The organism is Lichenifustis flavocetrariae, from assembly GCF_026130545.1.
GTDB lineage: Bacteria > Pseudomonadota > Alphaproteobacteria > Rhizobiales > Beijerinckiaceae > Lichenihabitans > Lichenihabitans flavocetrariae.
In genome coordinates, this window is the sequence record NZ_JAMOIM010000010.1 from 182,800 (window position 1) to 207,437 (window position 24,638).

28 protein-coding genes and 1 tRNA gene are annotated in these 24,638 nt (G+C 65.3%); 16 read left to right on the forward strand and 13 right to left on the reverse strand.

Annotation, left to right across the window (positions count from 1 at the left end; genetic code table 11):
• The first annotated feature begins 19 nt into the window (after positions 1-19).
• From M8523_RS16565 to M8523_RS16575, 3 genes are all read left to right on the forward strand, one after another.
• Positions 20-109, forward strand: a tRNA-Ser gene (locus tag M8523_RS16565).
• A gap of 556 nt (positions 110-665) precedes the next feature.
• Positions 666-1,082: a DUF3010 family protein gene (locus M8523_RS16570; protein ID WP_282585995.1), complete on the forward strand. Its 417-nt coding sequence runs from the start codon at positions 666-668 to the stop codon at positions 1,080-1,082.
• Between the two features lie 2 nt (positions 1,083-1,084).
• Complete coding sequence (locus tag M8523_RS16575; RefSeq protein WP_282585996.1) at positions 1,085-2,176, forward strand: serine/threonine protein kinase; 1,092 nt, start codon at positions 1,085-1,087, stop codon at positions 2,174-2,176.
• A gap of 114 nt (positions 2,177-2,290) precedes the next feature.
• Here M8523_RS16575 and M8523_RS16580 read toward each other — a convergent pair whose 3' ends face one another.
• Positions 2,291-2,530 carry a hypothetical protein gene (locus tag M8523_RS16580; protein WP_282585997.1) on the reverse strand — a complete coding sequence of 80 codons (240 nt, stop codon included), beginning with the start codon at positions 2,528-2,530 and terminating at the stop codon, positions 2,291-2,293.
• 56 nt (positions 2,531-2,586) lie between these two features.
• On the opposite strand from M8523_RS16580, the gene M8523_RS16585 reads away from it, so the two are divergent.
• Entirely contained in the window at positions 2,587-3,327 is a 741-nt protein-coding gene (locus M8523_RS16585) for a sensor histidine kinase (protein WP_282585998.1), read from the forward strand.
• Positions 3,328-3,356: 29 nt separating this feature from the next.
• Here the strand turns inward: M8523_RS16585 and M8523_RS16590 are convergent, their stop codons facing one another.
• Both M8523_RS16590 and M8523_RS16595 read right to left on the reverse strand, forming a co-directional pair.
• Positions 3,357-5,996, reverse strand: a complete 2,640-nt coding sequence (locus tag M8523_RS16590; RefSeq protein WP_282585999.1) for a GAF domain-containing protein — start codon at positions 5,994-5,996, stop codon at positions 3,357-3,359.
• A 135-nt stretch (positions 5,997-6,131) separates the two neighbouring features.
• Complete coding sequence (locus tag M8523_RS16595) at positions 6,132-6,335, reverse strand: ribbon-helix-helix domain-containing protein (protein ID WP_282586000.1); 204 nt, start codon at positions 6,333-6,335, stop codon at positions 6,132-6,134.
• Positions 6,336-7,021: 686 nt separating this feature from the next.
• Here M8523_RS16595 and M8523_RS16605 point away from each other — a divergent pair.
• Positions 7,022-7,942, forward strand: coding sequence for a LysR substrate-binding domain-containing protein (locus M8523_RS16605; RefSeq protein ID WP_282586001.1), 921 nt, complete (start codon positions 7,022-7,024; stop codon positions 7,940-7,942).
• On the opposite strand, the gene M8523_RS16610 is transcribed toward M8523_RS16605, so the two are convergent.
• On the reverse strand, positions 7,890-8,783 hold the full coding sequence (locus M8523_RS16610) for a LysR family transcriptional regulator (protein ID WP_282586002.1): 894 nt from the start codon (positions 8,781-8,783) through the stop codon (positions 7,890-7,892). The two genes, M8523_RS16605 and M8523_RS16610, sit on opposite strands and share 53 nt — an antisense overlap.
• A gap of 145 nt (positions 8,784-8,928) precedes the next feature.
• Here M8523_RS16610 and M8523_RS16615 point away from each other — a divergent pair, with 145 nt between their 5' ends.
• The 5 genes from M8523_RS16615 to M8523_RS16635 all read left to right on the forward strand — a co-directional run bounded on the left by M8523_RS16615 (position 8,929) and on the right by M8523_RS16635 (position 13,298).
• Positions 8,929-10,032 (forward strand): NADH:flavin oxidoreductase, encoded by a 1,104-nt coding sequence (locus M8523_RS16615; protein WP_282586003.1) that lies wholly within the window; start codon positions 8,929-8,931, stop codon positions 10,030-10,032.
• A 147-nt stretch (positions 10,033-10,179) separates the two neighbouring features.
• A complete protein-coding gene (locus M8523_RS16620; protein ID WP_282586004.1) occupies positions 10,180-10,479 on the forward strand; it encodes a putative quinol monooxygenase in 300 nt (99 codons plus the stop codon).
• Positions 10,480-10,535: 56 nt separating this feature from the next.
• The gene (locus M8523_RS16625) at positions 10,536-11,315 is read left to right on the forward strand and encodes an alpha/beta hydrolase (RefSeq protein ID WP_282586005.1); all 780 of its coding nucleotides are present in this window, start codon (positions 10,536-10,538) and stop codon (positions 11,313-11,315) included.
• Positions 11,316-11,441: 126 nt separating this feature from the next.
• Positions 11,442-12,065, forward strand: coding sequence for a glutathione S-transferase family protein (locus tag M8523_RS16630; protein WP_282586006.1), 624 nt, complete (start codon positions 11,442-11,444; stop codon positions 12,063-12,065).
• A gap of 984 nt (positions 12,066-13,049) precedes the next feature.
• Positions 13,050-13,298, forward strand: a complete 249-nt coding sequence (locus tag M8523_RS16635; RefSeq protein WP_282586007.1) for a hypothetical protein — start codon at positions 13,050-13,052, stop codon at positions 13,296-13,298.
• A gap of 136 nt (positions 13,299-13,434) precedes the next feature.
• Here M8523_RS16635 and M8523_RS16640 read toward each other — a convergent pair whose 3' ends face one another.
• Complete coding sequence (locus M8523_RS16640) at positions 13,435-14,364, reverse strand: LysR family transcriptional regulator (protein ID WP_282586008.1); 930 nt, start codon at positions 14,362-14,364, stop codon at positions 13,435-13,437.
• A 222-nt stretch (positions 14,365-14,586) separates the two neighbouring features.
• Between M8523_RS16640 and M8523_RS16645 the strand changes: the two genes are divergently transcribed.
• From M8523_RS16645 to M8523_RS16665, 4 genes are all read left to right on the forward strand, one after another.
• On the forward strand, positions 14,587-14,793 hold the full coding sequence (locus M8523_RS16645; protein WP_282586009.1) for a type II toxin-antitoxin system ParD family antitoxin: 207 nt from the start codon (positions 14,587-14,589) through the stop codon (positions 14,791-14,793).
• A complete protein-coding gene (locus M8523_RS16650) occupies positions 14,732-15,814 on the forward strand; it encodes an HWE histidine kinase domain-containing protein (protein WP_282586010.1) in 1,083 nt (360 codons plus the stop codon). Before M8523_RS16645 ends, M8523_RS16650 begins: the two co-directional genes overlap by 62 nt.
• Positions 15,811-17,190, forward strand: coding sequence for a sensor histidine kinase (locus M8523_RS16660; protein WP_345894260.1), 1,380 nt, complete (start codon positions 15,811-15,813; stop codon positions 17,188-17,190). The genes M8523_RS16650 and M8523_RS16660 overlap by 4 nt, the downstream gene beginning before the upstream one ends.
• 79 nt (positions 17,191-17,269) lie before the next feature.
• The gene (locus M8523_RS16665; protein ID WP_282586011.1) at positions 17,270-17,581 is read left to right on the forward strand and encodes a hypothetical protein; all 312 of its coding nucleotides are present in this window, start codon (positions 17,270-17,272) and stop codon (positions 17,579-17,581) included.
• Positions 17,582-17,720: 139 nt separating this feature from the next.
• On the opposite strand, the gene M8523_RS16670 is transcribed toward M8523_RS16665, so the two are convergent.
• Genes M8523_RS16670 through M8523_RS16680 form a run of 3 tightly spaced genes read right to left on the reverse strand, consistent with a single transcriptional unit; the run spans position 17,721 to position 19,284 of the window.
• On the reverse strand, positions 17,721-17,903 hold the full coding sequence (locus M8523_RS16670; protein ID WP_282586012.1) for a hypothetical protein: 183 nt from the start codon (positions 17,901-17,903) through the stop codon (positions 17,721-17,723).
• Between the two features lie 32 nt (positions 17,904-17,935).
• Positions 17,936-18,592, reverse strand: coding sequence for a ferritin-like domain-containing protein (locus M8523_RS16675; RefSeq protein ID WP_282586013.1), 657 nt, complete (start codon positions 18,590-18,592; stop codon positions 17,936-17,938).
• Between the two features lie 23 nt (positions 18,593-18,615).
• The gene (locus tag M8523_RS16680; protein ID WP_282586014.1) at positions 18,616-19,284 is read right to left on the reverse strand and encodes a ferritin-like domain-containing protein; all 669 of its coding nucleotides are present in this window, start codon (positions 19,282-19,284) and stop codon (positions 18,616-18,618) included.
• Positions 19,285-19,561: 277 nt separating this feature from the next.
• Here M8523_RS16680 and M8523_RS16685 point away from each other — a divergent pair, with 277 nt between their 5' ends.
• Entirely contained in the window at positions 19,562-20,449 is an 888-nt protein-coding gene (locus tag M8523_RS16685; RefSeq protein ID WP_282586015.1) for a cytochrome b/b6 domain-containing protein, read from the forward strand.
• Entirely contained in the window at positions 20,442-21,224 is a 783-nt protein-coding gene (locus M8523_RS16690) for a molybdopterin-dependent oxidoreductase (protein WP_282586016.1), read from the forward strand. The genes M8523_RS16685 and M8523_RS16690 overlap by 8 nt, the downstream gene beginning before the upstream one ends.
• A gap of 145 nt (positions 21,225-21,369) precedes the next feature.
• On the opposite strand, the gene M8523_RS16695 is transcribed toward M8523_RS16690, so the two are convergent.
• From M8523_RS16695 to M8523_RS16715, 5 genes are all read right to left on the reverse strand, one after another.
• Complete coding sequence (locus tag M8523_RS16695; RefSeq protein WP_282586017.1) at positions 21,370-21,960, reverse strand: PRC-barrel domain-containing protein; 591 nt, start codon at positions 21,958-21,960, stop codon at positions 21,370-21,372.
• 279 nt (positions 21,961-22,239) lie between these two features.
• The gene (locus tag M8523_RS16700; protein ID WP_282586018.1) at positions 22,240-23,334 is read right to left on the reverse strand and encodes a sulfite oxidase; all 1,095 of its coding nucleotides are present in this window, start codon (positions 23,332-23,334) and stop codon (positions 22,240-22,242) included.
• 79 nt (positions 23,335-23,413) lie between these two features.
• Entirely contained in the window at positions 23,414-23,575 is a 162-nt protein-coding gene (locus M8523_RS16705; protein WP_282586019.1) for a hypothetical protein, read from the reverse strand.
• Positions 23,576-23,733: 158 nt separating this feature from the next.
• Positions 23,734-24,267, reverse strand: a complete 534-nt coding sequence (locus M8523_RS16710) for a cytochrome b/b6 domain-containing protein (protein WP_282586020.1) — start codon at positions 24,265-24,267, stop codon at positions 23,734-23,736.
• Between the two features lie 43 nt (positions 24,268-24,310).
• The gene (locus M8523_RS16715) at positions 24,311-24,586 is read right to left on the reverse strand and encodes a PepSY domain-containing protein (protein ID WP_282586021.1); all 276 of its coding nucleotides are present in this window, start codon (positions 24,584-24,586) and stop codon (positions 24,311-24,313) included.
• Positions 24,587-24,638: the final 52 nt, after the last annotated feature.

Consider the following 24,638-nt stretch of genomic DNA (forward strand, 5'->3'; position numbering starts at 1 on the left):
GTGGCCGGCCGGGCCGGCCGGAGGGGTGGCCGAGTGGTTGAAGGCGCACGCCTGGAAAGTGTGTATGCGGGAAACCGTATCGCGGGTTCGAATCCCGCTCCCTCCGCCATTTCGATCCTGATGTCGCTACAAACCTGAACTGATTCGGTTCCAAGTTAAGCCGCCCCGAGTCGCTTGTCGCGGGTTGGCGTGAGGCAAGTCCTCGACCGGTAATCATCTCATTCTGATGCTGTTCACGCCTTAGAGTTGTTGCTAGAAAAGTCATCGTTTGTAGCCGCTCCAGTCGCCTTCGTGTGAATCAAGCTCTTGTTGTTAACCGCGTACGGTGGGACCGAGCGCATCCGGCGGTGAACTACGCTCCCGTTCCACCCGAGGTTGACATCGTTGCGCGCGTTGTTTCCCCGGGAGATCCCGACAACTCGGTTCCAAGCTAAGCCTGATTCCGAGGTGGTCGCTTCGGGCAGAGCCCGCGTGATCCCCCGCGCCCTCCTTGCAGGACCGCCTTCCGCCAGCACCGAAGCGATCGCGGTTCAAGGAGGCGACCGAGAAGGTGCAGCAGGAGAGGGAGGTGAACAGCGCACCTTGTCGAATCGGTCCGAATCCACCTTTGTCGAATGGGGGACGGCGAGCCGATTCGTCGCGGGCCCGAAGGAGAGGGAGCGGACGTGCGTTGCTGCGGGGCGTCGATCAAGGGCAGTGACCTTTTCCTGGTCACGGTCACGAAAACCGAGGACGGGGCTCACGGTTTCGAGAAGGACGCGTCGCGGAAGATGACGCTGAATGACGACGCGAACCAGGACTCCGTGCGCGCCTTTCACAACGCGCTGGGCGGCTTCTTCCGCAACAACAACATCGAGACCCTGTTCCTGCGGGGACGTTCGGGTTCGGGCCAATTCGCGGGCGGAAGCGTGACGTTCAAGATCGAGGGGCTCCTCCAGAGCCTTGACGGCTGCGCCGTACGGATCCTCATGCCGCAGACCATCGCGGCGAAGGCAAAGAAGCACGCCTTCATGAAGTCGGCCGGGCTGTTCAAGAACCAGGAAGAGGCGTTCTTCGCCGCCTGCGCGGGTATGGCCGAGTAGCCGTGGCTCCCGGGTTCACCTTCGGGCCAAATACGCCGGACGCCGTCCGGCTGACCGTGGAGCGTCTGGGCGACACCTATCTCATCGAGGAGGAGAACCGCGAAGGCGGGAATGGATTCGTGTTCATGGCACGCAACCGCGTCCTGGGCACTCAGGTCGTCATCAAGTTCTACAACTGGGAGGGCGATCACCGATATCACCTGGAGCCTCAGGTGCTCACAGGCTTCGCTTCGACGAACGTCCTCAAGGTGCTCGACGCCGGCGTGGTGGACCAGTCATGGTCCTACTACGTCTCCCCGTTTTGCGCTGAGAGGAGCTTGCAGAAACTCGACAGGCCCGTAGGGGTCCTCAAAGCGCACTCGATCGTGTCGGACATCCTGACCGGACTCACGTACCTCCACGGATCGCACTACCTTCATCGTGACCTGAAGCCGGGCAACATCTACCTCCACGACGGGAGGGCCGTGATCGGCGATTTCGGCTCCCTTGTTCGTCTCCCCGACGGCCAGTCGGAGGTCCCTGCATCGCGGCATTCACTCCTGTTCCGACCGCCGGAGTCGGTCCAGTCCGACCGGTACGGCAAGCCCGGCGACATCTACCAAGTCGGCATGATCCTGTTCTTCCTGATGGGAGGCCACCTTCCGACCGAGGAGGCGGCGTGGCTGACGGCTAAGGAGCTGGGCGAGTACCAGGCGAAATCCTATCCCGACAATACGATCTTCGCCGATGATTGCATCAAGGGCAGGATCGCCCGGGGCAAGGTCCTGGACCTCACCACCGTCTGCCCCTGGACACCGAACATGTTCACCCGGGCGATAAGGAGGGCTTGCAGGCTGAATCCAGCCGATCGTTTCGTGACCGCTGCCGACTTCCTCGCGGAGCTTTCCACTGCCCGTTCGTCGCTCGCCGATTGGACGTCGGTGGACGGCATGGCCACGCTGAATGGTCGCTCCACGTCGTACCGCATTGGCGCAGAGGGCCCGCCCTATGCCGTGCAGAAACGGCGCCCGCCTGCTGACTGGCGCAACGACAATACGTGCATGGAGACGGCCGACATCAGAAAGCTCATGAGGGAGATTGAAGGCCGCAGCTGAGGCGGCGCCCGGCTCAATTTATCCAATGAGGTAGCAGGGAGCGCTACCTGCTATCTCATCGGCCTTGGGTCTCAGCGCGAGGACCTAGCTCGCGCATGGGGTGCGGCCTTCGGATCAATCGCCTTTCCACTTAGCCAGCTGCTTCCGCATCTCATCTCCCGGCAGGTCCATAAGGAAGCGATCAAAACGCGCGGGGTCGGGCTCATGCCTGACGGCGTCGAGAATGATTTTCCAACTCTCAACCGCGTCCGGCTTTTCGGCCAGGACGATGCTGATCCCGTACTTCTGCGCCAATTCAAGAACCCGTTCGCCATCGCTGCCGGCCTCGAAGTTAGGCCGAGAGGTGGCGTACATGACGTAACACGCCCGAGACGCTCGGCCTGTTCAAGATCTTCGCGGAACTGGTCGCGTTGAACCTCGATGCGCAGCGTCGGCTCAAGCTGAGCGAGGCCACCATCCTGGACGAGCGACAGGCGTCGGAGCTGCGGGAGCAGTTCATCGCGGTCCTGGGTCACGACCTGTGCAACCCGCTCGCCTCCGTGGATGCCGGAACCAGGGCCTTGGGCCGCATCGTCAAGGACGACAAGGCGGCAACCATCGTGACGTTGATCCAGGGCAGCGTCAGGCGGATGGCCGGCCTCATCGACAACGTGCTCGACTTCGCCAGGGGACGGCTCGGTGGCGGCCTTTCGCTCTCGCGGGAACGATGCGACCTGGAACCGATCCTGCGGCAGGTCGTCGACGAACTCCGGAGCAGCCAACCGGACCGTACGATCGAGACACATTTTCGGGGAATCGAAGCCGTCGATTGCGACGGGCGCCGCGTTGGACAGCTCGTCTCCAACCTGCTCGCGAATGCCCTGACCCATGGTGCCGACGATCGACCTGTCCGGATCGAAGCGATCGTCGATCGCGCCGCCTTCGAGCTTTCGGTCGCCAATGAAGGCAAGCCGATACCAGTCGAGGTACTGGAACGGATCTTCCAGCCCTTCGAACGCGGCGCGGTCCGCCCCGGTCAGCAGGGCCTGGGATTGGGCCTCTATATCGCGTCGGAGATCGCGCAATCCCACGGCGGGACGCTGGAAGCCTTGTCGTCGAGCGACGGGACGAGGTTCACATTCCGCATCCCGGCGGCGATCCGGCCGGGATAAGCACGGGCGGTCTTTCAGGCCCGGCCGGGCTACTTCCCCATGATGCGCTTACGTCGCTGCCAGGTCGCGACCTTCCGCAGGAGGCGCGAGAGCTGCTCGACCGAGTACGGCTTGTGCAGCAGTTCGAAGCCGTAGGTGCCGTTCTGGGCCAGCACGTGGCTGTAGCCGGATGCGAGCAGCACCGGCAGGTCATGGTGCTGGCGACGGATTTGGTGCGCGAGATCGATGCCGTTCATGCCCGGCATTACCACGTCCGAGAACACGACGTCGAACCGATCGGCGTCCATCGCCAGCTCGGCCAAAGCCTCCTCGGCGTTGGCGGCCCACACGGTGACGTAGCCGAGTTCGGCCAGCGTCTGGGTGGCGAAGGTCCCGACGTCCTCGTTGTCCTCGACCACCAGCACGCAGGTGCCATGGCCGTCCACCAGGGGTTCGGGCTCGCCGACCTCCGCCGCTCGCGCCCTTCCATCCACGCGGGGAAGGTACAGGGTGAAGGTGGTTCCCTTTCCAAGCTGGCTCGCCACCGTGACCTCACCGCCGGATTGCTTGGCGAAGCCGAAGACTTGCGACAAGCCCAAGCCGGTTCCCTTGCCCACGCCCTTCGTGGTGAAGAACGGCTCGAAGATCTGCTCCAGTTGCGCTTCCGGGATGCCGGTGCCGGTGTCGGTGATCGACACGGCGACGAAGGCACCCTGGACGGGGGGGTGGGTCCGCACCGCCGGCATCTGCCGGACCGGTTGCACCTCGATCGTGAGCTGCCCCTCACCATCCATGGCGTCCCGGGCATTGATGGCCATGTTGACGAGCGCGGTGTCGAACTGGCTGGGATCGGCATTCAGGAAGCAGGCTTCCTCCGGCAACTGCGTCACGATCTTGATCCGCGATCCGGTCAGCGTGCCCATCATGTCGCCGATGGTGCGCACGCTGTGGGCAGCGTCGAACACCTCGGGTTTGAGGGACTGGCGACGCGCGAAAGCGAGGAGCTGCGCCGTCAGCTTGGCGGCACGATCCACGGTTTCAGAGATCGCCGCGACGTAGCGTGTCCGGCGCTCAGGGACCAAGTCGGGCCGCTTGAGGAGGTCGGTCGATGACTTGATGACGGTCAGCAGGTTGTTGAAGTCGTGTGCGACGCCGCCGGTGAGCTGGCCGATCGCTTCCATCTTCTGCGACTGACGAAGGGCCTCGTCGATCGCCGCGCGCTCGGACATGGCCATGGCGATGCGGTGTTCGAGGCTCTCGTTCAGCTCCCTCAGGCGCGTCTCGGCGGCCTGCCGTTCCGTCAGGTCGCGCTGGGCCGCCTTGAAAAGGCGTGCGTTGTCGATCGCGATGGCGGCCTGCGCCGCGACGGCAACCATGAGCCGTTCGTGCCGAAGCTGGAACCGGGCCGTCTCGGGATGCCCGAAGAAGAGCCCGCCGATCACCTCTCCCGAGCGTGAGGCGACCGGGACGGCGAGGTAGCTCCTCACCGGCAGGTGGCCCTTCGGCATGCCGTGATGCGGGGCGCTCTTCCCGTAACGCGAATCGGCCAGGATGTCGTCCGACCGCATCACGCCCTCGCCGCCGAAGGTCGGCGCGAAGACCGAGGTGTTGCGGGGCATGGGGAACTTGTCGAACTCGGAACGGTCGACCCCAGACAGCGTGTAGAGCATGTAGCTTCCGCCCTTGGGATCGAGGACGTTGTAGAAGAACGCCCCGAAATGGGCGCCGGTCAGTTCCACCCCCGCGTCCGTGACCACCTGGACCACGCGTTCGAGATCGAGTTCGGCGGCCAAGACCGTCCCGATCCGGTTCAGGGTCTCCAAGGTTCGCTGTTCTTCCTTGAGGGCGACCTCGGACCGGGACCGTTCGACGGCCGCCCACGTTCGCTCGGCCGCTTCCTCCAGGAGGCCGACCTCGTCGTGCGTCCAGCTGCGGGCCTTTCCGCTCAGGGCATAGAGAAGGGCGACGAGCTTGCCGTCCTTGACGAGCGGCGTGTTCAGGAAAGCCCGGGTGCCGATCGCCGCGAAGGCTCGGGCCGTCTCCGGACCGGTGAGCGGGTCGGCATCGGTATCCCGGATGCTCACCGTGCGTCCGGCCCGCAACTCGGCGCTCATGGCCGGACCGTATTCGTCGAGGACGTGGGGGCCGGCAGCGCTGGCGAAGCCGGGTGCCGTCCAATCACGCTCGATGAAGGTGCGCTCGCCCGTCTCGTTCGCCTCGGCGTAGCCGACGCAGTCGACCCCGAGATGGGGGCCAAGCGTCGCGCAGGCCGCAGCCTTGATGTCGGCGGGATCACTCAGATTGCGCAGGGCATCGTCCAGGACGACACGGAACGCCTGCCTACGACGCGCCTGGACCTGCCGCGTGGTCTCGGTGCAGGCGCAGAACATGCCCGCGATGGCGCCTTCGTCCTCGCGGATCGGCGAGTAGGAGAAGGTGAACCAGGCGTCCTCCTCATGCCCGTTCCGGGTCACGACGAGCGGGAGATCCTCCAGGAACGTGGATTGCCCCTGCAAGGCTTTCTGGATCAGCGGGTCGATGTCGCTCCAAATCTCGGACCAAATGGCTTGGAAGGGCCGACCGATCGCCTCGGGGTGCTTGGCCCCGAGAATTTCGCTGTAGGCGTCGTTGTAGAGGAACCCGAGGTCCGGTCCCCACGCGAGGAACATCGGGAAGGCGGATCCCAGCATCAGGTTGACGCTCATCCGCAAGGAGGGCCCCCAGGATCTTGGCTCGCCAAGCGGTGAGTTCGTCCAGTCGTGCGCACGCAACAGCGCGCCCATCGTCCCGCCATCGGGGAGCAAGGATCGGCTCTCCGGCATCGCTCAGACCTGACCTTGCCCGCGTGATGGCCCTGGCGATGCGCACGGCTGTCGGTCGATCCTGGCCTCGTCCCGTTCCCGCAGGAGCCGGATGGCCGTGCGGATGAGGTCGCTGACCGAGAGGTACTCACCCCGGTCGACCTGGGCGTCGACCCAATCCTTGAGGGGCCCCGTCAGGGCGATATGGCGAGAGTACGTGGCCGGCATGCCCCAGACATACCACACAGTCGACGCCGCGGGTGTTTCTCCATCTCCCACCGGCGCGGTGTTTCGATGCACAAGCGCCCGACCCGGAGGCTTGTCCGCGAACGGTCCCCGATGCGGGTCGCCAAGTTTGTCATGTCGAACCGCTTGGTCAGAACGTGCATGCCGTGGTCGAGCGGGCCGTGGTCGAGCACCGAGTTCTCGGCGTGACCCGCGTACCCCTTCAGCACCGCCCCGCGCCGCGATGCACCGGGCCTGACGCAGCAGCTCGTCAGGCGGCTGCCTTGCGCCGGGCGGCCGCCAGCGCGCCGGCACCGATCAGCAGCGCTTCCCCGGTCCGGTTGACCATTCGACGCATCCGAGCCCGGCGGAGCTGGCCTCGGGCAGCGGAGGATCTCGGCCTGATACTCGACTTTCCTTGGCGTGAACGCCTCGATCCCGAACTCGCCCACGCGTCATCTCTTGCAGCCGCATCGAATCGACGAACGCTCCGTGTAGGGACGGTTGCGCAAGGAGGTCCAAGTGGATGGGCGACGCAGGATTGGTCGTCCCGGGCCCTGCGACCGCCGCGCTGCCGGTCTCGCAACGGATCGACGGAGCGTCGCCGTTGGACCCGTCCCGAAGCGTCATCAAAGCCCCAATGCACTGAGGCCGGGGTAGTCAGTGGGGCGCGGTCCGACACGATCCCAGTGGAACTTTCGATCAGCCTCTCCGATCGCGACGTCGTTGATGCTGGCGTGACCGAACGTGGCGAGGTGTTCCTTCACAGCTGCCGGCAGGTGCTGGAGGACATCGAGCAAGCCGAGCGCCGCGCCCAGGGCGAGGACGCCGAGCCGCGGGGATCGCTGAAGGTCGCCGCGCCCATCCTGTTCGGGCGCCTGCACGTGCTGCCGATCGTCAGCCGTGTCTTGACGAAGCATCCGGGCCTGACCGTCCATTTGACGCTGTCGGATCGGAACGTCCACCTGGCTGAGGAATCCGTGGACGTGGCGGTCCGGGTAGGCGACCTGGCCGACAGCAGCATGAAGGCGATCCGCCTCGGGTCCGTCAGCCAAGTCCTGGTGGCGAGCCCCGGATATCTCGCGCGTCGCGGAACGCCGAAGACGCCGAAAGACCTGCCCGCCCACGACGTCATCGCATTCGAGAGTCTGGACACGACCAACGAATGGCGCTTCGGACCGGCCGGCAAGCTGGTCCGGGTCGAGCCCCGCTTGACCGTGAACAGCGCCGATGCGGCGATCGCGGCCGCGGAGGCGGGCCTTGGAATCTCCAGGACCCTGTCCTACCAGGTGAGGGCAAGCGTGCTCGCCGGCCGCCTGGTCCCGCTCCTGGTCGGTTTCACCGCCGGCAAGCTTCCGGTCAGCGCGATCTACCCAGCGCGCCGCATGGCCTCGGCCAACCTCGGCGCCTTCATCGAGAACGCACGGAATTACTTCAAGGAGACCCTCTCGTCCCGATCGAGGAATGGGCAATCCCGGCGAACGAAGGCGATCCAGGAAGGGAAGCGGCCCCGGAGCCCCCCTTGCACCCATGGCCACGGCAGGCTTGCTCAGCCTGTCACAGGCGATTTTCGGCGTCGACAAGCAGCCGATCCCGCAATGCGTCGATGAAAGCCCGCACCCTCGAAGGCAACTGGGAACGCGTCGGGAAGACGGCCCATATCCCCACCTCCAGCGGCTTGACGTCAGCGAGGACGATTCGAACCAACTCCCCGCGCGCGATGTGCTCATGCACGTCCCAGTAGGTCAGCATGGCGATGCCGACGCCCGCGATGCAGGCCGCCCGCACCGCATCGACGGTGCTGGCCGACAAGGGACCACCGATGCGAACCCGGTGCATCTCCCCGTCGCGCGTGAAGGGCCAATTGTCCATCGCGTGAAGCTTGATGCACGAATGCCCCGCAAGGTCCGCTGTGGTGGCGGGTTCACCAAAGCGCCCGACGTAGGTCGGCGATGCGCAGAGGGTGAAGGGATTGTCGGCCACCCTCGTCGCGATCAGGTCCGAAGGCTTCATCACCGCCACGCGAACGGCCACGTCCAGTCCTGCCGTCGCGATGTCGATGACCCCGTCGCTCAGGGTCAAGTCGACGCGCAGCGCGGGGTTCTCGGTGATCAACGCGGCCACGACGGGAACGATGACGGAATGGCCGATGACGTTCGGCGCCGTGATCTTCAACACGCCCGAGAGGGCGGAGACGCCGGACGAGACCGCGTTCAATGCCGAATCGCGAGCTTCGATAAGCGTTGCCGCATGGGGTAGGAAGGCCTCTCCCTCCGGCGTCAGCGAGAGGGACCGCGTGGTGCGGTGGAACAGGCGCGCGCCCAACTCGGCTTCCAGGCCCGCCAACCTCCGGCTGACCAACATCGGCGACGTGCCCATTCGACGCGCCGCGGCCGACAGGCTGCCGACCGACGCGATGGCGCGAAACAGGGCCACATCCGCAAGATCCATACTTTAACGCTAGACGATACAGTCCTTATCGTCCATCCCGGCTTCTGCGTCCGGTCCCCAAGGACTAAATCCAATCCCAGCAAGCGGACATCCTGCCCTACAGGGAGGAAGGCGTCCGATGGAAAGGCTTCCGGAGGTCTGGACGATGGACATCGACACCAGCGCGCTTTTCGCGCCGACCGTTATAAACGGCCACACCGTGAAGAACCGCCTCTCCGTCGCGCCGATGACCCGCATCACCGCCACGGAGGACGGTCGGGCGACCGAGACGATGACCCGCTACTACGAGCGCTTCGCGCGGGGCGGCTTCGGGACGGTCATCACCGAAGGCATCTACACCGACCAGGCGTTCTCGCAGGGCTACGTCCATCAGCCCGGCTTGACAGACGAGGCGCAGGCCAATGCCTGGAAGCCGGTCGTCCGCGCCATCAAGGCGCACGGCGCGCTCGCCATCGCCCAGTTGATGCACGCCGGCGCGCTGCGCCAGGGCAATCGCTTCCGAGGGACAACGGTAGGGCCGTCCCCGGTCCAGCCGAAGGGCGAACAGATGGCGTTCTACCACGGCAAGGACCGCTATGTTCTGCCCGCCGAAATCACGGAGGCGCAGATCGCCGACGCCATCGACGGCTTCGCCGCGTCGGCGGGGCGCGCGATCGAGGTTGCCGGGTTCGACGCCGTCGAGATCCACGGTGCCAATGGGTATCTCCTCGACCAGTTCCTGACCGACTACGCCAACGCTAGGGCGGATCGATGGGGCGGCGCCACCGGGAACCGCGTGCGCTTGATCCTCGAAACCTTCAAGGCGGTGCGCGCGAGGGTCGGCGTTAAGGTGCCGGTGGGCGTCCGCATCTCCCAGGGGAAGGTGAACGACCACGATCACAAGTGGGCCGATACGGAGCGCGACGCGGAGATCATCTTCGGCAGCCTCGCCGAGGCCGGTGCGGACTTCATCCACGTGACCGAGCATGAGGCTTGGAAGCCAGCCTTCCCCGAGAGCGGCCCCTCCTTGATGCGCCTCGCCAAGCGCTACGCGCCCAAGGCAGCAGTCTTCGCCAACGGCGGCCTGCACGACGTCGAGCGGGCAGTGGCCGCGCTGGACGACGGCGCCGACATCGTCACCATCGGCCGCGGTGCGCTGGCGAATCCCGACCTTGCTCGGCGCTGGTCCGATCGCAGCGTCCTCAAGGACTTCGACCCGTCGATCTTGGGTCCCTTCGCCGACATCAAGGACTCCGAGCTAGCGATGTAACGGCGCCTCGACTGTCGCGGCTCGAAGATATGCCCTCGGTCGAAGACCGGCCGAAGGGATGTCCAGACGGAATGCCCTCTGGATTCGGAATCGCTGCGGATGCAGCGCTGGCCACACCCGCAGGGTGTTCATGAGAGGAAGATCCAAATGGCTAAGTTCGCGCTACTTGTTGAGTTGAAGGCCAAACCGGGAAAGGAGGTGGAAGTCGAGGCGTTCCTGGAAAAGGAAGCCACCCTGGTCAGGGGTGAGCCTGGCACGTTGTCGTGGCACGCGGCGAAAATCGAAGGTGAGACCGGCGTCTATCGGGTCTTCGACACCTTCGATGACGAGGGTGCCCGCGAAGCCCATTTGAACGGCGAGGCTGGACAGGAGCTTGTGGAGAAGGCGGACGAGTTGTTCGCCGTGACTCCCAAGGTCCATCGCCTTCAGATCGTCGCCCAGAAGTAGGGTCTTACCTACAGCTCTTTCTCCAACCCGATGATGATCTTGGGCGGCTTGGCTCAATGCACACGCCTGCCGCCCATCTCCTGGCGCCACGCTTTTCGGAAGGGATCACAATGGACATCGAGACAACCAAACCTACGATCGTGCTCGTGCACGGTGCCGTCGAGGACTCGTCGCTCTGGACCCATGGGGTCATCCAGCGGCTCCAGCGCGACGGATACCCGGTCAAGGTCTTCTCCAATCCCTTGCGGGGCCTGGCCGTCGACGCGGCCTACCTGCGGAGCCTGCTGGACACGATCGAGGGGTCCGTGATCCTCGTTTCCCATGCCTACGGCGGGGCCGTGATCACCCAGGCCGGGGACGACCCCAAGGTCAAGGGCCTCGTCTACGCGGGCTCACCCATGCCCGGGGTCGGGGAATCCACGAACGATTGCCTCGAACGCTTCCCCGGTGGCGACTTCGCCTCGTCCGTCGACCTGATCCCATACACCTTGCCAGACGGAACCAGCGGCACGAACGTCCTCGTCAAGGCCGACAGGTACGCCTACCTCCTCGCCGCCGACGTGCATGCGGACAAGCTCGCCCTCATGATCGCCACCCAGCGCCCCATCGCCCTGCAAGCCCTCAACGACAAGCTGACGACGGCTGCATGGACGAGCAAGCCAAGCTGGCAAATCAGGCCACTATTGGATCCCGTCATCCCCGTGGAGGAATTCAAGTTCGAGGCCGATCGCGCCCACTCCCACGTCATCGAGCTGAACTCCTCGCACGCGATCCCCGTCGTTTTCCCGGACGTCGTGGTCGACGTGATCGAGAAGGCGGCCCGCGCGGTCGCGTGATAGCGGTGGTGGCCGGTGTGCGCGGCGGCCGTCGAGTTTCGGATCGGTCCGGTGTGACCCTGCCGTCGAAGTGCCCTACCGGGCTCGATCGGGATCACGGCGCGGCATGGATGAAAAGGAATAGGCATGAAAACCACCCTTGAGCTTCACGGCGCCCAGACCGGCAATTGCTTCAGGGCCGCGATCGCGCTTGAGGAAGCAGGCCTGTCCTACACGCCCAGGATCGTGGACCTTTCCATCGGCGAGCATCTGCGCGGCGAACATCTCGCATTGAACCCGGCGGGAAAGGTCCCCGTTCTCGTCGAGAAGGAAGAAGGCCTGGAGCCCTTCATCCTCACCCAATCGAACGCGATCATCCTGTATGCCGCCGGGAAGGCACCGGGTCGATTGCTGCCCGGAAGCGATCGTGACCGCTCAATCTGCTTGGAGCGCTTCTTCTTCTTCGTGACCGACGTCATAGCCGTCAGTCACGCGGCGTTTTCGCTTCGCGCCACGAGCGCCCAGCAGGGGCAGAAGATCCTGGCGGACCGAGCGCTCGCGACCCTTGAGACGGCGGAAAGGTACGTCGCCCACGACGAATTCATGGCCGGCGAGACGTTCAGCGCGGCAGACATCGCCGCCTTCACCATCGCTCGATCCATGGAAATGGATCTGCCGTGGCCGAAGCTCCCCAGTCTGCGGAAATGGTTCGAACGGATCGAGGGCCGCCCCGCCGTCAAGCGCGGGCTGGAGGCGTTCGATCGGGTTTAGGGCCTGGGGTCCGAGCCGGTTTGATTGACGGCGGGCAAGAGGCCTTTCGACCGTGCGGAGTTGGAGCCTCGACGCCGCATCCGTCAGGACGGCTGGCAGCGGAGGGCGGCGTGGGTCGAGCTTATCGACCCCAAGGAGACGGTAAGATCGACGGCCTCGACTCTCGCGGTGCGGATCGCGGAAGTGCATGACGGGCGGCCGTTCCCGGCCCCCCGCAAAAGAGAAGCCTTGGGAGATTCCACGAGGGCCATCATCACGTCCTGGCTGTCTTCCGTGTGGCGCGACACCGCGTATGTTCGTATGGTCTCGACACGCGTTCCCAAACCTGCGGATTTCGTCCAACCGCGCCAGCGCGGCAGTGATCCCACTGCATCCTCGGCGACGGTCGAGGTCGCGTACATGAAGGTTCTCTTCACCTGTCGACCAATGGTGGCCACTTTCAGCCGTTGCTTCCCCTAGCCGCAGCGGCGCGCGAACGGGGACACTCCGTTGCCTTTGCCACCGGCGAGCCGGTCGCAACCCGAGCGCGCGCGGCGGGCTTTGACGTTTGCCTTGTTAAAGGCGCCGTTGAACCCGGACTGCACCGTGGTCAGGCCCCTACGGCGTTGACCAGAAGAAAAAAAGTCCGATCAGGACGGGCATGGAGCACGCCGGCGGGTTGGGGAAGTGCGCTGGAGGCGAACGATCCGGGTTGATTGCCCACCCGCAAGATGTCGAAACCGACAATTCCGATCGAACGTAGTCTCCCGAACGAAAGGAGCCGCCCCAAGGGGCGGCCCAAGTCTAGGGAGGAAACGCCCAAGGAGGGCATGCAACCAAGAAGTTGCGACGCGACCATGCGGCTTGCCTCGCGTAATGGCAACCTCGTTACCCTGAAATACGCGCTCCAAAAATGGATGTCGGGAAGTCGAATTAAGAATCGAAATGATCGAACCATTTCGGACATTGGCGATTGGCCGTGCATAGCTGCACGCGAGGTCTCCCATGTTCTTCCCTTGGTATGCGTCGATGATGCTGGCGATCGAGTCCAACGGCGTCATCGCGCTGCGCCTGACCACGATGGCCTTCGGCGGGAGCGCCGCCCGGCACGAAGCCCTGCTCATGGTGCCGGAGAAGGTCGCCGCCTCCATCGAGGCGGCCACGACGCTCCTGACCGGCGGATCGACGAGGAGCGTGGTGGACCGCTATCGCGAGCACGTCCAGGCCAACTCTGCTCGCCTGTTGGCCGGCTGACGCGCTATCGACCGCCATTTCGTCCCCAGCCGGATGAGCGGCAGGCCTGGAGTTCCTCCAAACCGCAATCGGGGCGCGTGTCGACGCTGAGACGGACCTTTTGACCAGTTTGCCGGCCCTCTGTCGTGGACCTTCGTCAGTCCGCCGGAGACAGCCTTGGCGCCTGGGCCCGAATGCCCTCGGTGATGTGCGTGAGAACGGCCCTGATCCTCGCGTTGCGACGGTTGTCCTTGTGGGCGACCAGCCAGATGTCCGTGTCCGGTACCGGGGATGGTGTTGCGACGCGCCTCAAGCCTGCTTCAGGATCTGCCCGAAAACGGGCGAGACACGCCAGTCCGGCCCCGTGAAGGGTCCCGATCACCGCCGCCTCATGACCGGCGGTCTGCAAGGATATGCGGGAGCGTGGGGCGAGAGAGGCGAGCCAGTTCGTCTGGTCGGAGTCCTGGAGATCGTCGAGCTGCGCCACGATGTGGTGCCCCGGGCATCCCGCCTCGAAGTCCATCTCGCCGTGCGTCTTGAGGTAGCCGGGGCTGGCATACAGGCCGAAGGCCATGCTGCCGATCTTGCGGACGACGAGGTCGTGCTGGGTCGACGGCTTGAGCCGGACAGAGACGTCCGCCTCCCGCATCGACAGGCTCAGCTCCCTCGCGTCCGGGATCAATTCCACCATGATGTCCGGGTGCTTGACGTGCATCTCGGCGAGGCATGGCGCGAGGACGTGATTGGCGACGCTCTCGGCGCAGGTGACGCGGACGGAGCCTGCCAGCCGCGCGTCACGGCCGCCGACCTCGCGTTCGAGCGCCAACGATCCGGTCTCGAAACGCTCCGCTTCCCTGCGGACCCGCTCCCCCGCCAAGGTGACGACGTACCCGTCAGGCGTTCGATTCAGGAGACGGACGCCCAGGCTGGTTTCCAGGGACGCCAGTCGACGTCCGACCGTGGACTGTGCCACGCGAAGTTCCTTGGCCGCAGCCATCAGGTTTCCGTGTCGGGCAGTGGAAAGGAAAAAGCGGAGATCATCCCAGTCGAGCATCGCCGTCAGTCCAGCGTCATTGAACTCGATCAACGCCTTCTTCGTGGTTCGTTGATCGAGACGCCAGATCGGTAGGCCCGGCACCTGCCCATGCAGTCCAAGTTATTCCAGCAGCATGGGGCGATCAATCCGCTGAAGACCGGCGAGTGCAAATACGCATTCCGACTATGCGGATATATGCGGCCGAACGGGCATGGCGAGCCTTGTGACATTGCTTGGCACAGGTCCAGATGAACTCCCGAGGGGCCGCCATCCATGCCGACACGCAAGACCATGAACGTTTCGATCACGCCCGAGCTTGAGCGTTCGGTTTCCGCCCGGATCGCCACCGGCCGCTACCGTACGGCGAGCGAGGTCGTCCGCGCCGCCCTGCGGATGCTCGACCGGGAAGAGCCGCTGGATGGCACCCGTCCTCCTGCGCAACATGGCGAAAGGGATCACCATGCCGGACCAGGCCAATAAGTCCGGTGAGCAGAAGGTCGCCGAGTCCGACGTCGAAGAATTTCGTGAAAACCTTGGTCCCTTCGTCGTCGCCGCCGAGACGACGCGCATGCCGATGGTGTTCTCCAACGCCAAGGTGCCGGACAATCCGATCGTCTTTGTCAACCAGGCCTTCCTCGACCTGACGGGGTACGACGAGCAGGAGGTGCTCGGCCAGAAGTTCGACTTCCTCATCCAACAAGGGACCGACCCCGAGGCGTTGACCGAGATTCGGACGGCCTTCGAAGGCGGCCGCGACCTCGAAACGCCGGTCCGCTTCCGCCGCAAGGACGGCGACGCGATCTGGGTCACCGTCTTCATCACGCCGGTGCGGGACGACGCCGGCGCCATCGTGCAGCACTTCGCTTCCTTCGTGGACGTGACGCGGCACAAGCGCGAAGAGGAGCGGCTTCGGCTCCTGCTCGACGAACTCAACCATAGGACCCAGAACACGCTCGCGACCGTCCTGGCGATCGCCGGGCAGACGTTGCGCGGCATGGCGGAAGAGCGGACCATCGACGCCTTCGAGGGGCGCATCCTCGCGCTGTCGAACACCCACAGCCTCCTCGGCACCGAGGATTGGGACAGGGTCGAATTACGGGACGTCCTCGACCGGACGCTGGAGACCCTTGGGTTGGGGGAGCGCGTCACGATCGAGGGGGACAAGGTCCCCCTCCGGCCGAAGGAGGCGTTGACCCTCACCCTGGCCTTCCATGAGCTGGCCATCAACGCCGTGGCCTATGGGGCGCTCTCGACCCGGGCCGGCGGGAAGGTCGACGTCTTTTGGCGGATCGAAGCTCCGCCGCAAGGCGATCGAATCCGGTTGCGTTGGCGCGAGAGCGCCGGCCCCCCCGTGACCCCGCCTTCCTTCAAGGGCTTCGGCCGGCGCCTGATCGAGGGTGGCTTGGCGCAGGACCTGAACGGGGAGGTCCGCCTCGCTTTCGAGGCCACGGGGGTCACGTGCGAGATCGTGATGCCCATTTCGCAAGGGACCGATACATGAGCCGTGTCGGAGAGCTTTCCGGCCGGCGCATCCTCGTCGTCGAGGACGAGGTGATGGTCGCGTGGATGTTGGAGGACATGCTGGGTCAGCTCGGCTGCGCGGTCGTCGGGCCGGCGGCGCGCGTCGACCAGGCGCTGGCGATCCTCGGTTCCGAGGAGGTCGACGCGGCGGTGCTCGACGTGAACCTCAACGGCGAGAAGTGCTACCCGATCGCGGATGCGCTGACGGCGCGGGGCGTGCCGTTCGTCTTCTCGACAGGCTACGGGAGGAAGGGCCTGAAGGAGGCGTACCTCGAACGCCCCATGCTGCAAAAGCCGTTCAAGCGTTCGATGCTAGGCGATGTCCTGGGAACGTTGCTGATCCACGGTGATCGCGAGGAGCCGGAAAAGAGGACGGCTCCGGCGGTTTGGGACGCGAACCGCCTGCGGATCGCCACCGAGGCCGCCGGCGTGGCCCTGTGGTCGTGGAACGTCGACACCGACGCGATCTACATGGACGAGCGCGCGCACGGCCTATGGGGCGTCCCGCTCGGACCGGTCACGTTCGAGGACCTGTCCGCACATATCCATCCGGAGGACCTCGACAGGGTCAGGGCCGCGTTCGCGTCGACGAGGGAAGTGCTGGGCGCCTACGAGATCGACTTCCGCATCCTTCACGGAAAGGAGGTGCGATGGGTCTCCGCCCGGGGACGGGGCGACGACCAGGGGATCGTCGGTCGCCTGATGTTCGGGGTCTTCCTCGACGTCACCGAGCGCAAGATGGCCGAGGAGGCGCGCGAGATGATCGCGGGCGAGATGGGGCACCGGGTCAAGAACCTGTTCACGATCGCGTCCGCCCTGACCGTGATCTCCGAACGCTCGACGTCGACGACGAAGGAGATGTCGAAGGATCTCAGGCTGAGGCTGGCCGCCCTCGACCGCGCCCACGATCTCGTCCGGCCGGTCCTGGGCGATCCGAAAAGGGCCGCCCAACTCGGCGACCTGCTCGCGGTGCTGCTGGCCCCCTATGCCGGCGGCGGGCTCGACGGGGAGCGCGTCCGTATCGACGTACCGGAGTTGCTCGTCGGCGAGGCCTCGGCCACGACGCTGGCCCTCGTCGTCCACGAACTGGCGACGAACTCGATCAAGTACGGATCCCTTTCGACCGCGACCGGGACGCTCGACGTTTCCTGCGTCGGCGACGACCACGGGGCGGCGGTCACCTGGAGGGAACGGGGCGGCCCCGAAGTGTCGCCTCCGAACGGGCACGCCGGCTTCGGCAGCCGCCTGATGACCAATGCCGTGGCGGGCCAACTCGGCGGCACCATCGTCTTCGAATGGCTTTCCGAGGGCGTCACGGTCGTCCTGAGGACCAGCAGGGCCAGGCTCGGAGGGTGACGGTTCGCGACGCCTGCAACCTTCGGTTCGTGGATGTCGTATCCGATGTGGGACTGGCGTGCTTCGATCGACCGAGACGATGGCGTCGGCGCTCGACGTTCCGTTCTCCCGCAAAACACGAAAGCCAAAGATGACGAGGAACATCCCGATCGCGGCGATCGCGGCCTGCCTGCTGCTTCCGTCACATTCCCCCGCGCAGGCCGCCGAGAACAAGTATCAGGTGACGGATGCCGAGCAGGCCGCGTGCGGTCCCGACGTCATCAGCCTTTGCGGCAATGCCGGGGAAGACGAGGACAAGATACTGACTTGCATGAAGGGCAAGCGCGCCGACTTGAGCGCGGAATGTCGTGTCGTGTTCGACGAATGCCTACTTCGCAGAGGGCTGCGGTAAGGCGGCGTGATCGGCCTTGTCGTGCCCGGCTGGGGGGAACACCGGGCCTGAACACGTCGAAGCCGAGGCAGATGCCTCGGCTTCGACCGCTCTTCCCGATCGCCGAGGCGCTCCGGCTCACGGAGCGCCTCGCTCGGCTTCACATGCGATGCATCATCTTCCTGTGCATCATCATCTTCTTATGCATCATCATTTTGCCGTGCATCATGTGGTGATGCATCATCGGCTTCTTCATCATCTGCGCGGACGCCGGCGCGACGACGGCGCCGAGCGAGCAGGCGATGGCCGCGCACGCGACGATCAGGCTCTTGGTCTTGGTCATGGTTGTTCTCCTGTTGTACCTTCGAAGCGGGATCATCCCGCGATGAACGGACCTGCGATGGCGAGGACCTGGGCCTTGCTGAGCGGCTTGTCGAAGGCGCCCGTCCAGGGCTTCTGCTTGCGAAGAAGTCGGACCGAAGCCGCGTGCCGGGCCTCGACCGAATGGATCTCCAGGGCCGTCGTGAGCAGCTTGCCGCCGCCGACGAGATTGGGCGCCTGGCCTTTGTAGGCCGCGACGCCGGTGTCCTCCAACGCCTGCGACACGGCCGCGAACGTCTTGAAGTTCGTGAACACGTCGCGGTACTTGCCGCGTGCCGTGAAGTCGAACTGGGGCTTGGCGACCGCCGCCCCTCCGAGCACCGATTGCAGCAAGGCGACGTGCGCGGTTTCGTGTTGGCTGATGGTCTGGAACGTGCCGCCGGCGTAGTCCGGGATAAGCCCGCCCTGGGCCAGCGCCGTCCGGTAGAACTCGTCTTCCAGGTATTCGAGCGTGAGCGCGAAATTGAGGATGTCCGCGACCTGCTGCGGCACCTGCGCGAACGCCTGGGAGGAGACGGCGGCAAGCATCAAAGGGGCGGTTGCGAGGGCGCCCAGCTTGACGGCTGCGCCGGCGAAGAGGTCACGTCGATTGGTCAGCCGGTTGGACAGGTCGGGATCGATCCCGTCGAGAATGGCAATGTCGTGGGACATCGTTGGACTCCTTGGGGAGGGGATCAGGGAAGTTGCGAGGCGGTGACGGGCGTCGCGATGAATGGCGCCGCCATCGGCAGGACCTGCGAGGGCAGCAGCGCCTGATCGAGCCCGTTCTGATCGACAGGTCCGAAGTCGCCGAGTATGGCGTGGATCGTGGCCGCATGCCGGGCTTCCACCGAGACGATGGAGCCGGCCGCAGCGAGGATCTTCGGGCTCTGGATCGCGGCACCGCCGCCGTTGTAGGCCGCGACCCCGAGGTCCTCGAACGTGGCGGCGGTACCGAGGACCGAAGCCTTGCTGGAGAAGTCGACCGCCGAGAAGTTTGGCGTCAGGTCCGGGATGCGGTTTCCGCCGAGCGTGCGGGCGAAGAACGTGCGGTGGGCGATCTCATGGGCCTTGATGTCCTGGAGGAGCGAACGCTCTCCCCGAGTCATGCCGCCGTAGGGCGAGGCGAGGACCTGCGTGTAGAACGCCGCTTCGAGCTGCTCCAGCGCGTAGGCGTAGTTCAGGATGCCGAGATCCCCCGCTCCGAGGTCGACCCCCGCCTGGGCGAACGCCCGGCTAAGCCTCAGGCCCGGCACGTCGACGCCGAAGGCTACGGCGGCCACGGCGGTGGCGCCGGCCCACTTCAGGATGGAACGACGGGAATTGCTCCCATGGTTAGGTTTGTTTCGGTCTATGCTGGTCATACCGTCTCCCATGTCGCTATTCAGCCTCCGGTAAGCGGCTGATTTGCACTGCTTTTTAAGTACGCGGGAATCGACGGCTGGATGCGTCGCAAGGTGATTCCAATTTCGCGTTCCCGCTATGCGTAAATTTACCGTCACGATTCAACGACGCCGTGCGTCGTCTACCGGTCCGGGCGGAATCCGCAACGGAAGTCGGAACGTGCCGACCGGCGGCCTTCGGCGATCTTCTCCGTCGAGCCTTCGACCCTCTCGGAAAGACGAAGCGATCGGAACCTCGATGTCATCGGCCGAAACGGAGCTGGACGATCCCGTCGTGGCGAACGACGACGCCGTCCCGAAAGGGAAGGAGCAACGTCTCGTCACGTTGCTGAAGCGCCACAGCGTCGTGGTCCGGGTGACGCATTGGATCACCGTCCTGTGCCTCACCATGCTGCTGATGAGCGGCCTCCAGATCTTCAACGCGCGACCGCAGCTCGACTTCGGCATCAAGACCGACTTCGACCACCCGCCCGTCGCCATCGATTCCGACAAGGTCGACGGCCGGGCGCGCGGGTACGTGCGCATCGGGGAGCATCGCTTCGACACGACCGGCGTCCTCGGCCTGTCGACCTTCGAGGGCAAGCCTGCCGAGCGGGCGTTCCCCTCCTGGGCCACGCTGCCGGGCGAACAGGACCTGGGCACGGGACGGGCGATCCACTTCGTGTTCGCTTGGCTGTTCGTCGCCAACGGGCTTGTCTACCTCGTCTGGGGCTTCGCGACCCGCCACTTCCGCCGTGACTTCCTTCCGAGCCGAACCCAATGGCGGCACATCGGCGGCGAGATCCTCGACCATGCGCGGCTACGCTTTCCCCAAGGGGAGAAGGCCCGGCAGTACAACGCCATCCAGAAGATCACCTATTTCTCGGTCGTCTTCGTCCTGCTGCCGCTCCTGGTCGTGGCGGGTTGGACCATGTCGCCGGGTCTGGATGCCGCCTTCCCCTTCCTTCTGCACGTCTTCGGTGGACGCCAGACGGCCCGGTCGGTCCACTTCCTCGCGGCGTTCGGGGTGGTGCTGTTCGTGGTCGTCCACGTGGCCTTGGTTCTTCTGTCCGGCCTCTTCAACAATATGCGCTCGATGGTCACGGGCTGGTACGACATCGGGCAGGAGCGCGGGACCCATGGTTGACCGTCCGACGACGCGTCGTGCCCTCCTCGCGAGGGGAGCGGCCGCGTTCGCGACCTTGGGCCTCGCCGGCTGCGAGAACGTCACCGATATCCCTTTGGCCAAGAGGATACTCGGTGGGGTCGGCGGCCTGAACCGGAGGGTGCAGGAAGCGATCCTGGGACAGGAGCAACTGGCGCAGGAATACGAGTTGGGCGACGTCTCGACGAGCTTCTACGCCAACGGGTCGACCGATCCGGACGACAAGCACTACAAGGCGATGGCAGCCAAAGGGTTCGACTCCTACAAGCTGGTCGTCGACGGGCTGGTCGAGCATCCGTATGAGCTGACCTTGGCCGAGCTTCGCGCCATGCCGGCCCGGACGCAGATCACCCGCCACGATTGCGTCGAGGGATGGAGCTGCATCGGCCAGTGGACAGGGACGCCGTTGCAGGGCGTGCTCGACCGGGCCGGGGTGAAGCCGACCGCGCGCTACGTCGTCTTCCATTGCTTCGACACGATGGACGACGGCGACCCGTCCGGTCCCACGCCCTTCTACGGGAGCATCGACCTGCTCGCCGCGCGGCACCCGCAGACCATCCTCGCCTACGACAAGGGCGGCAAACCGCTGGAGGTGAAATACGGGGCCCCGCTGCGCCTCCGCGTCGAAAGACAGCTCGGCTACAAGATGACGAAGTACATCCGGCGCATCCAGCTCATGGAGGACTTCAAGGACATCGGCCAGGGCAAGGGCGGCTACTGGGAGGACTCCGGCTACCAATGGTATGCGGGGATCTGACCATGTCGCCGACGTCGGACGCGACCACCGAATGCCGGGCTGTCGCGTTGACCATCGATGTCCAGAGGCCGGTCCCTCGAACCGTCTTGTCATAGGGCGAGGACAGCAGCATCTGCCCTCGCCAACCGCAGGACGGTCTTTCCGATCAGCTCGCGAAGTGGAACGTCGGCGCGTTCTTGAGCTGGGCCGCAGTCATGTCGATCGTCCCGTGATCGGGGTAGGCCGTGCTCCGGGCCATCGGCGCCCCCATCGTGCCGTCAGTCGCGGTGTTGCCGGTCGTGCCCATCCCGAGCGCGGTGCTGGTCGGGACGCCGCCGCTCGTCGCCACGGTACCGTTCGCCATCGCGCCGGTGCCTGTCGCGGTCGCGCCGGTCATGGCGTTCGGCGCCGTCGTGGCCATGTTGCCCGTCGCTGGAGCCGGGTTCATCGGAGGGGTCATCGGCACGTCCGTGAACTTCACCTCGCCATAGGGAATGGCGACGTCCTTCTGATCTATCCCAAGGAACCCTCCCACTCCGATGATGACGTACTCGGCCTTGCCATCCTTGCTCATGAGGACGTCGCTGATCTTGCCGACGCTCCGATTGTCCGGGCCGTAGATCATGACGCCCGAGAGCTTGGATGCGCGCCATTGGCTTGGGCTCTCCTGCGTCAACTCGCCGGCGGCGAATGCATTGACTGACGAGAATGCGAACATGGCTGCCAAGCAGCCGGCGGAAACCAAGGGGTGAGACATCGTGATCTTTCCGGATCTGGGGAGGTGTGGCGCTCCCTGCTTCGAGGGATCTCCAGACAGGAAACCGCTGAAAGGGGTGGGACGACGCATCGAGCGGTCGCTGCATTTTCGCGTCTCACGTATGCGAAGATTTGCTGTCGCGTTCCTTCGATCGATGCGAGGGACCCTCGATCCCGGGCGTTGTCTGTCGCGCGGCCGATCGGCGCCGTCCTCGACGTGCCCGCGCTAGCCTCGAACTTCATCTGGAGTCCCATGCAGGCGCGATCCGGGAGAATGGGGTCAGGCGACGGTCACGCGCACCCGATGCCAGGCGGCGCTCAAGTAGCCCTTGAAGTTCCAGACGTCGTCCGGCCGGGCGGGCTGGGTCTGGCCGGCGGCGTCCCAAGCGCGCACGACGAGTTCGTGTTCGCCGACCGGGAGGTCGAGCGTCAGGTGCCACAACGTCCAGCTCCAGCGCGCGCTGCCGTGGTCCTCGATCGTCGCCTGCCGCCACTGCCGGCCGCCGTCACTCGACACGTCGACGCGGGTGATCGCGCGATCGGTCGCGATGGCGTAGCCCCTGACCTCGGTCCTCCCGGCCTTCAGTTCGGCACCGGCGGCCGGTTCGCAGATCGCGGCGTTCAGCGGCATTTCGTAGATGGTCGTTCCCCGGGCCGGGTCCTGAGTCTCCTTGCGCATGTCGGGCGGGAAAAGCAGGTAGTCCTTCGCCTGCTGGAAGGCGTCGGAGGGCTTGTCCTGAACCCGGATCTCGCCGAGCCACTTCGCGCTTCGCACTCCGGCGTAGCCCGGAACTATGATTCGGAGCGGCGCTCCATGCTCGCTTTTGAGCGGGTTCCCGTTCATCGCCCAGGTTAGCAGGACGTCTCCCGACATCGCCTTGCCCATCGGGATCGAGACGCCGAAGGGCCCGTCCTCGGCTCCCTCGTTCTCGGCAACGTCCATGGCCTCGAAGGCGACGTGCAGGTCCTTCTCCTCGCTTGCGCCCGCGGCCCGCAGGACGTCTACCAGGGGCACGCCTGTCCACTCGGCATTGCCGATGGCGCCGGGCGCCCATGGATCGCCTGTCGTCTTCTCCACCTGCTGCATGTCGGCCCGGCGATTGCCGGCGCATTGCAGCACGGCGGTGATCGTCCTTGGCATGAAGCCGTCTTTCAGTTCGCCCACCGTGAATTCGAGCGTCCGCGTCACCTTGCCCGTCATCCGAACCTTGTGCGTGGCGGCATCGAGGTCCGGCAAGGCGCCATGTGAGCGGACGTAAAAGTCCTCCGTTCTGGTCACGAAGCCGGCGCGCAGCCGATCGAGCGGCGGCTCGGCGTTCAGCGGCTCGGAGCGGTGCACGATGAAGTCGCGCTTGGGATTGGAAAGGACGAACAAGCAGCGACTCCGAATGGACCTGCTTCAATGCATGTCGAGGCGTTCGCGTTGCCTCCTCAGGCGATCGCGAGGAAACGGATCACCGGGAGCCGGCAGCGACCGCGGAGTTGCCGCAGGCCACCAGGATCGCCATGCGCTGCGGCGGCCCACGCGCGAGGTCCTGAAGGAGTTTCAGCAGCTTGCCATCATGCGTGTTGAGGGACGCGAGCCGGTCGATCAGGTCTTGGATTCGCGGGGGCAATTCCGATTCCGTGTCAAGGGTTATGGGTGCCGGTCTACGGGTTGAGGACATCGGCTGTTGACCCTCTGGACGGCAGTGCGCCGGGCCGAATGGGGAGGCCTGGTCGTCGGGCGCCAGTCGGAGCGACAATCGGATTAGCGACACCGGCCGCGCTCCGTTTAGTCGTCCACGTCGCCGACGCTGGCCGCATGCTTTCGCCCCGTGACCATCGCGCCGACCAGGTTTTCGCGGTGGCGAACGCTGGCCAGCGCGACGCCGCCGAGGTGGAGAAGGACGAGCACCAGGAGCCCGTGTGCGGCGAGGTCGTGGGCGGTTTCGACCCACTCCACGCCAAAGTAGGCGTCCGTCGTCATCATCCATCCCGTGGCAGCGGTGCTCGCCATGGCGGCGATCAACACAATGACCATCATGCCGCCCGCCGGATTGTGTCCCAGGTACCGGGCTTCCCTGCCGGTGACGATATCCGACAGGTAGCGAGCGACGGTCGCCGGGTCGCGAACGAATTGCGAGAACCGGGCGTGACGCGTGCCGACCAGACCCCAGAGGAGGCGCATGAGGATCAGGCCTGCGGCGGCGTAGCCGGCCCAGTGGTGAACCGTTTCCGCCGACCGTGGCGTGAACCATGCCACGGCGAAACTCAGCACCAGGCTCCAGTGGAAAAGGCGCACGACCGGGTCCCAGACGCGCGTCATGGGTCGACGCTGACTCGCGTCTGGGCTCATCGCGGCTGCGAAATCAGTTCTCGCCGGCTTCGGCATCGGCCATCTTCGCGAGGGTTTCGGCGTTGTAGGCGGCGTTCACCTTCTTGCCGGCCTTGTCGACGGCATAGACCTCGTAGCAGCCCTTCTCGGTCTTGATCTGGCGAACGGTCATCCCTTCGGCCTTGAGCTGCGATTCGAGCGTCGCCTTCGGCTGGAACTTGGACGCGGATGCGGTGCTGCAACCGCCGGCGGCGAACGCCGGTCCGGCGATCAAGAGGGCGGCGGCGGTGAATAGGGTCGTGCGAACCATGAGGAACTCCATTGCGCGAGGTCGAGGATGGACATGTCGATTGCATGCCTCC

What these genes read in the sequence shown, in the direction of transcription:
- M8523_RS16580 (WP_282585997.1), bottom strand. Translation starts at nt 2,530, where the DNA reads ATGTACGCCACCTCTCGGCCTAACTTCGAGGCCGGCAGCGATGGCGAA.
- M8523_RS16590 (WP_282585999.1), bottom strand. Translation starts at nt 5,996, where the DNA reads ATGCTGGGATCCGCCTTCCCGATGTTCCTCGCGTGGGGACCGGACCTC.
- M8523_RS16595 (WP_282586000.1), bottom strand. Translation starts at nt 6,335, where the DNA reads ATGCCGGCCACGTACTCTCGCCATATCGCCCTGACGGGGCCCCTCAAG.
- M8523_RS16610 (WP_282586002.1), bottom strand. Translation starts at nt 8,783, where the DNA reads ATGGATCTTGCGGATGTGGCCCTGTTTCGCGCCATCGCGTCGGTCGGC.
- M8523_RS16615 (WP_282586003.1), top strand. Translation starts at nt 8,929, where the DNA reads ATGGACATCGACACCAGCGCGCTTTTCGCGCCGACCGTTATAAACGGC.
- M8523_RS16620 (WP_282586004.1), top strand. Translation starts at nt 10,180, where the DNA reads ATGGCTAAGTTCGCGCTACTTGTTGAGTTGAAGGCCAAACCGGGAAAG.
- M8523_RS16625 (WP_282586005.1), top strand. Translation starts at nt 10,536, where the DNA reads ATGCACACGCCTGCCGCCCATCTCCTGGCGCCACGCTTTTCGGAAGGG.
- M8523_RS16630 (WP_282586006.1), top strand. Translation starts at nt 11,442, where the DNA reads ATGAAAACCACCCTTGAGCTTCACGGCGCCCAGACCGGCAATTGCTTC.
- M8523_RS16635 (WP_282586007.1), top strand. Translation starts at nt 13,050, where the DNA reads ATGTTCTTCCCTTGGTATGCGTCGATGATGCTGGCGATCGAGTCCAAC.
- M8523_RS16645 (WP_282586009.1), top strand. Translation starts at nt 14,587, where the DNA reads ATGCCGACACGCAAGACCATGAACGTTTCGATCACGCCCGAGCTTGAG.
- M8523_RS16650 (WP_282586010.1), top strand. Translation starts at nt 14,732, where the DNA reads ATGGCACCCGTCCTCCTGCGCAACATGGCGAAAGGGATCACCATGCCG.
- M8523_RS16660 (WP_345894260.1), top strand. Translation starts at nt 15,811, where the DNA reads ATGAGCCGTGTCGGAGAGCTTTCCGGCCGGCGCATCCTCGTCGTCGAG.
- M8523_RS16665 (WP_282586011.1), top strand. Translation starts at nt 17,270, where the DNA reads ATGGCGTCGGCGCTCGACGTTCCGTTCTCCCGCAAAACACGAAAGCCA.
- M8523_RS16670 (WP_282586012.1), bottom strand. Translation starts at nt 17,903, where the DNA reads ATGACCAAGACCAAGAGCCTGATCGTCGCGTGCGCGGCCATCGCCTGC.
- M8523_RS16675 (WP_282586013.1), bottom strand. Translation starts at nt 18,592, where the DNA reads ATGTCCCACGACATTGCCATTCTCGACGGGATCGATCCCGACCTGTCC.
- M8523_RS16680 (WP_282586014.1), bottom strand. Translation starts at nt 19,284, where the DNA reads ATGACCAGCATAGACCGAAACAAACCTAACCATGGGAGCAATTCCCGT.
- M8523_RS16685 (WP_282586015.1), top strand. Translation starts at nt 19,562, where the DNA reads ATGTCATCGGCCGAAACGGAGCTGGACGATCCCGTCGTGGCGAACGAC.
- M8523_RS16690 (WP_282586016.1), top strand. Translation starts at nt 20,442, where the DNA reads ATGGTTGACCGTCCGACGACGCGTCGTGCCCTCCTCGCGAGGGGAGCG.
- M8523_RS16695 (WP_282586017.1), bottom strand. Translation starts at nt 21,960, where the DNA reads ATGTCTCACCCCTTGGTTTCCGCCGGCTGCTTGGCAGCCATGTTCGCA.
- M8523_RS16710 (WP_282586020.1), bottom strand. Translation starts at nt 24,267, where the DNA reads ATGACGCGCGTCTGGGACCCGGTCGTGCGCCTTTTCCACTGGAGCCTG.
- M8523_RS16715 (WP_282586021.1), bottom strand. Translation starts at nt 24,586, where the DNA reads ATGGTTCGCACGACCCTATTCACCGCCGCCGCCCTCTTGATCGCCGGA.